Source organism: Caulobacter sp., assembly GCF_049283275.1.
Lineage (GTDB): Bacteria > Pseudomonadota > Alphaproteobacteria > Caulobacterales > Caulobacteraceae > Caulobacter.
Map to the genome: position 1 here is coordinate 1 of NZ_JBAPVS010000122.1, position 5,380 is coordinate 5,380.

Genomic DNA, 5,380 nt, shown 5'->3' on the forward strand with positions numbered 1-5,380 from the left:
CCCCCTCGTCCGGCGGCTACGACGCCAGCTCGATCGAGGTCCTCGAGGGTCTCGAACCGGTCCGCATGCGTCCGGGCATGTACATCGGCGGCACCGACGAGCGGGCCCTGCACCACCTGTTCGCCGAAGTGCTGGACAACTCGATGGACGAGGCCGTGGCCGGTTTCGCCAAGACCATCGAGGTCAAGCTCGACGCCGACGGCTATCTGTCGGTGCGCGACGACGGTCGCGGCATGCCGGTCGACGAGCACCCCAAGCATCCGGGCAAATCGGCCCTGGAAGTGATCATGACCGTCCTGCACGCAGGCGGTAAGTTCAGCGGCAAGGCCTATGAGACCTCGGGCGGCCTGCACGGCGTCGGCGCCAGCGTCGTCAACGCCCTGTCGGAACTGGTCGAGGTCACCGTCTGGCGCGACGGCTTCGAGCACCGCCAGAGCTTCGCGCGCGGCAAGCCGCTGGGCCCGGTCGAGAAGATCGCGCCCAGCAAGAAGCGCGGCACCCAGGTGCGCTTCAAGCCCGACGATCAGATCTTCGGCGACAACGTGGCCTTCAAGCCGGCGCGCCTGTACCGCATGGCCCGTTCCAAGGCCTATCTGTTCCGCGGCGTGCAGATCAAATGGTCCTGCGATCCCTCGCGCATCCACGACCAGACCCCGCCCGAGGCCACCTTCCACTTCCCCAATGGCCTGGCCGACTTCCTGGCCGAGCGCACCAAGGGACTGGAGTTGGTCACGCCCGACAGCTTCTCGGGCCGCATCGAGCGTCAGGGCGAGGCCGGCGCCGTCGAATGGGCCATCGCCTGGACCCCGCGCGGCTTCGGCGAGCACGACGGCTTCATGCAGTCGTACTGCAATACGGTCCCGACCCCCGAGGGCGGCACCCACGAGAGCGGCCTGCGCGCCGCCCTGACCCGGGGCCTGAAGGCCTACGCCGAGCTGAAGAACGAGAAGCGCGCGGCGATCATCACCGCCGACGACGTCATCGCCCAGGCCGGCGCCCTGATCTCGGTGTTCATCAAGAACCCGGAGTTCCAGGGCCAGACCAAGGAGAAGCTGTCGTCGAGCGAGGCCCAGCGCTTCGTCGAGAACGCCCTGCGCGACCCGTTCGACCACTGGCTGACCGGCAGCCCCAAGGCCGCCCAGGCCTTGCTGGAGTTCGTGATCGAGCGAGCCGAGGAACGCCTCAAGCGCCGCAAGGACAAGGAAGTCCAGCGCGCCTCGGCGACCCGCAAGCTGCGCCTGCCGGGCAAGCTGGCCGACTGCGCCGCCGGAGCCGTTGACGGCGCGGAGTTGTTCATCGTCGAAGGCGACTCGGCCGGCGGCTCGGCCAAGCAGGCCCGCAACCGCAAGAACCAGGCGATCCTGCCCCTGCGCGGCAAGATCCTCAACGTCGCCTCCGCGACCGGTGAGAAGTTCAGCGCCAACAAGGAGCTGTCGGACCTGATGCTGGCCCTCGGGGCCCAAGGCGGCAATCGCTACAAGGAAGAGGATCTGCGCTACGAGCGGATCATCATCATGACCGACGCCGACGTCGACGGCGCGCACATCGCCAGCCTGCTGATCACCTTCTTCTACCGGACCATGCCGGACCTGATCCGCCAGGGGCACCTGTTCCTGGCCCTGCCGCCGCTGTACCGCATCAGCCATGGCGGCAAGAGCGCCTATGCCCGCGACGACGCGCACAAGGACGAGCTGCTGGCCACGATGTTCAAGGGCAAGAAGCCCGAGATCGGCCGCTTCAAGGGCCTGGGCGAGATGATGGCCTCCCAGTTGAAGGAGACCACCATGGACCCCTCGGTGCGCACCCTGGCCAAGATCACCCTTCCCCGCTCGGAAGAAGCGGTCGAGGCCCTGGTCGAAACCCTGATGGGCCGCAAACCCGAGCTGCGCTTCCGCTTCATCCAGGAAAACGCCGAGTTCGCGGCCGACGATCTGGATTTGTAGTCCCCCGATCAGCCTTGAAGTCCTGGAAACGGCCCGTCCCTGGCGACGGGCCGTTTTCGCGATTCACGGTGTGAATGCCCGGAATTATGGGTCGCTCATGCCATCCATTGAAGAATCTAACATTTCACATTCGCGACGCTCAACCTCAACTAACCCCCCAAATGAATTCGACTTTTCCAGTTTAGAAAATCGCGTCCGCTCGATTTTTGACCGTTTTGTCGACCTTTTTTGCTTTTCCCGGACTGTTTTTAGGCAGATGCAAGGTTACGAACGCGATTTCGAGCCGCCCCGCTTGTGTATCGGGCCCGAAGTTGAACCGAGCGACGCCCCTCAAGACGTCGCCGCAAACAGGGAAGTCGATCCATGAAGATCCTCGCCGCCTCGACCGCCGCGCTCCTCTTGCTCGCCGGCGCCTCCTTGGCCGTCGCCGCCCAGGCCGAGACCGAAACCGTCAGCATCCCGGTCTCCAAGGCCAAGCTTGACCTCAACAACCCGCAGGACACCCAAGTGCTGATGCGCCGCATCAACACCGCCGCCCTGCAAGCCTGCGGCGCCGACCCCCACAGCTTCTCCGAAGTGAAGCGCGCGGTGGCCGCCTCGCCCTGCCACCGCGACGCCGTCGCCGGGGCTGTGTCGCAGCTCAACCAGAACCAAGCCTCGCTGACCGTCACTGGCGTCCGCAACCGCTAGGACCATTTCTCCCCCACCAAGAGGGGAAGCGTCGGCGAAACGCCCGGGGTCGAAACCCCGGGCGTTTTGCGTTCCGCGCCATGGCGGTCACATCGAGCACGTCCCCGTGATTGACTCTGAAGTTTACTCGCGTAATTTTATAAAATTACGAACGTAAACCAACGGAGACATCCATGCGCCTGAATCTCAAGAACACCGCTTCCGCCGTCCTGGTCCTGCTGCCCGCCTCCCCCGCCCTGGCGTCGACGCCGACCGCCCTGCCGGCCCGCCACCTCGGCATCGGCGACATCTTCGGCGCCGCCGCTCTGCCGGTGCAGTTCGTCATCTTGCTTCTGACGGCCACGATCGTCGCCGCGCCGATCCTGCTGGCCCTCGGTCGCGCCTCGAAACTGGGCGTCCTGGCCAAGGGCGCGCCGCTGCTGGCGCTCGCCGCCTGCCTGTTCACCCTGCTGGCCGGAGCGGTCGGCATCGCCAACAGCCCGGCTGTCCCCTCCCTGACCGTGCTGGCCCCGGGCTTCGCCGAGAGCCTGTTCCTGCTGGTCCTGGGCGCCCTGGCCACCTTCTCGGCCGTGGTCTGCCGCGAACTGGCCAGGCCACGCGGCCTGGCCTGAGTTCAAGGTCGGGGACACCTACTCTCGGCAAGGCCCGAACCATCCTGGCGCAGGCCGCGAAATGAGCACGTGTCCCCTTCCGCTCGCACCGCGTGACGCCGCCATTTCGCCCCTGCAGCATTCTTTCCTTCGGGCCCTTGCTTTCCGGACGGTTTTAGCCTCCTTAGGCGGCCCATCAGACCGAGTTTCACCGCGCCCTCATCGGCATCCCGGCGAAAGTGGTCTATTCTCTGAAGATATTGACCAAGAACACGGTCCGTTTGGGGGTCGTATTTGGTCGTGGTGCGGGCCGCGTGCGTTTGTGTGTGCGCCGTCCGCTTGAAACGAACTGGACCCGCATGCCCTTCCCCGCCTCCCACCCCGCTCTTGAGCGGGCTCTTGCCGCTCAAGGTTACCTCGAGCCCACCCCAGTCCAGGCCGCCGTTCTGGAAGCCGACGCCGAAGGCCGCGACCTGCTGGTCAGCGCCCAGACCGGCTCGGGCAAGACCGTGGCCTTCGGCCTGGCCGCCGCCCCCACCCTGATCGGCGACGCTGAGAAACTGGGCAAGGCCGGCGCGCCGATGTGCCTGGTCATCGCCCCGACCCGCGAACTGGCCATCCAGGTCAATCGCGAGCTGACCTGGCTTTATGCCGAGGCCGGCGCCGTGGTGGTCAACTGCGTGGGCGGCATGGACGCCCGTCGCGAGCAGCGCGCCCTGAACTACGGCGCCCACATCGTGGTCGGCACCCCCGGCCGCCTGCGCGACCACATCGAGCGCGGCCACCTGGACCTTTCCGAGCTGAAGGTCGCCGTCCTCGACGAGGCCGACGAGATGCTCGACATGGGCTTCCGCGAAGACCTGGAATTCATCCTCGACGCCGCCCCGGCCGAGCGCCGCACCCTGCTGTTCTCGGCCACCCTGGCGCGCGAGATCGTGCAACTGGCCAAGAGCTACCAGAACGACGCCCTGCGCATCGACACCCTGGGCCGCAACGAACCGCACCGCGACATCGAGTATCGCGCCGTCCGCGTCGCGCCCAACGAGACCGAGCACGCGATCGTCAACCTGCTGCGCTATTTCGAGAGCCCCGGCGCCCTGGTGTTCTGCAACACCCGCGAAAGCGTCCGCGCCTTGCATTCGAAGCTGCGCGAGCGCGGTTTCGCCGTGGTCGGCCTGTCGGGCGAGCTGTCGCAACGTGAACGCGCCGACGCCCTGCAAGCCCTGCGCGACGGCCACGCCCGCGTCTGCGTCGCCACCGACGTCGCCGCGCGCGGTCTGGACCTTCCGGATCTGGGCCTGGTCATCCACGCCGAACTGCCGGTCAACAAGGCCACCCTGCTTCACCGTTCGGGCCGCACCGGCCGGGCCGGCAAGAAGGGCGTCTCGGCCCTGGTCGTCCCCTACACCCGCCGCCGCAAGGCCGAGCAGCTGCTGATGGCCGCCGGCGTCGAAGGCCAATGGGGCGGCGCCCCGACCGCTGACGAAATCCGCCTGAAGGACACCGAGCGCCTGCTCGACGACCCGATCTTCAACGAGGCCGTGGTCGAGGAAGACACCGCCCTGGCCGAGGCGATGCTGGCCAAGCGCACGCCGCTGGAGATCGCCGCCGCCCTGATCCGCACCCGCCGCGCCAAGCTGCCGGCGCCGGAAGAGATCTACGACGACCCGCGCCACGGCGCCGATCCGGGCCCCCGAAGCCGAGAATTGGGCTCGCGCGACGCCGGCCCGCGCTCGAACGACCGCGGCGACCGCTTCGCCGACCGGGGTGACTTCGACCGTCCGGAACGCGAACAGCGCGCCGACATGAGCAACTCGGCCTGGTTCCGTCTCAACACCGGCCGTCGCAACAACGCCGACCCCAAGTGGCTGATCCCGCTGATCTGCCGCCTGGGCCACATCACCAAGAAGGACATCGGCTCGATCCGGATCTTCGACTACGACACCAAGTTCGAGATCTCGGCCGAGGCGGAAGTGAAGTTCGGGGCGGCCGTCCAGGCCACCGTGCGCGACGACGTGACCATCACCCCGACCACGGCTCCGGCCGCTCGGGACGCCTCGGGTCCGCGCAAGGAGTACGCGCCGCGCCCGCCGCGCGACGACAACGACGCGCCGCGCCGCGAATACACGCCGCGTCCGCCCCGCGACGACGCCGGCC

Annotated in this window: 4 protein-coding genes; all 4 read left to right on the forward strand. The window is 67.5% G+C overall.

Translation table 11 applies throughout. The features are described from left to right. On the forward strand, nucleotides 1-1,943 hold a 1,943-nt coding region (parE, locus tag WAL33_RS05915), incomplete at its 5' end, for a DNA topoisomerase IV subunit B (RefSeq protein ID WP_422179422.1). Nucleotides 1,944-2,306: 363 nt separating this feature from the next. Continuing rightward, nucleotides 2,307-2,633 (forward strand): UrcA family protein, encoded by a 327-nt coding sequence (locus WAL33_RS05920; RefSeq protein WP_422179424.1) that lies wholly within the window; start codon nucleotides 2,307-2,309, stop codon nucleotides 2,631-2,633. A 173-nt stretch (nucleotides 2,634-2,806) separates the two neighbouring features. Continuing rightward, nucleotides 2,807-3,244 (forward strand): hypothetical protein, encoded by a 438-nt coding sequence (locus WAL33_RS05925; protein WP_422179426.1) that lies wholly within the window; start codon nucleotides 2,807-2,809, stop codon nucleotides 3,242-3,244. A gap of 338 nt (nucleotides 3,245-3,582) precedes the next feature. Next, a partial coding sequence (locus tag WAL33_RS05930) for a DEAD/DEAH box helicase (RefSeq protein WP_422179428.1) occupies nucleotides 3,583-5,380 on the forward strand: 1,798 nt, incomplete at its 3' end.

Coding starts and splice junctions, on each gene's coding strand:
- WAL33_RS05920 (WP_422179424.1), top strand. CDS start 2,307: ATGAAGATCCTCGCCGCCTCGACCGCCGCGCTCCTCTTGCTCGCCGGC.
- WAL33_RS05925 (WP_422179426.1), top strand. CDS start 2,807: ATGCGCCTGAATCTCAAGAACACCGCTTCCGCCGTCCTGGTCCTGCTG.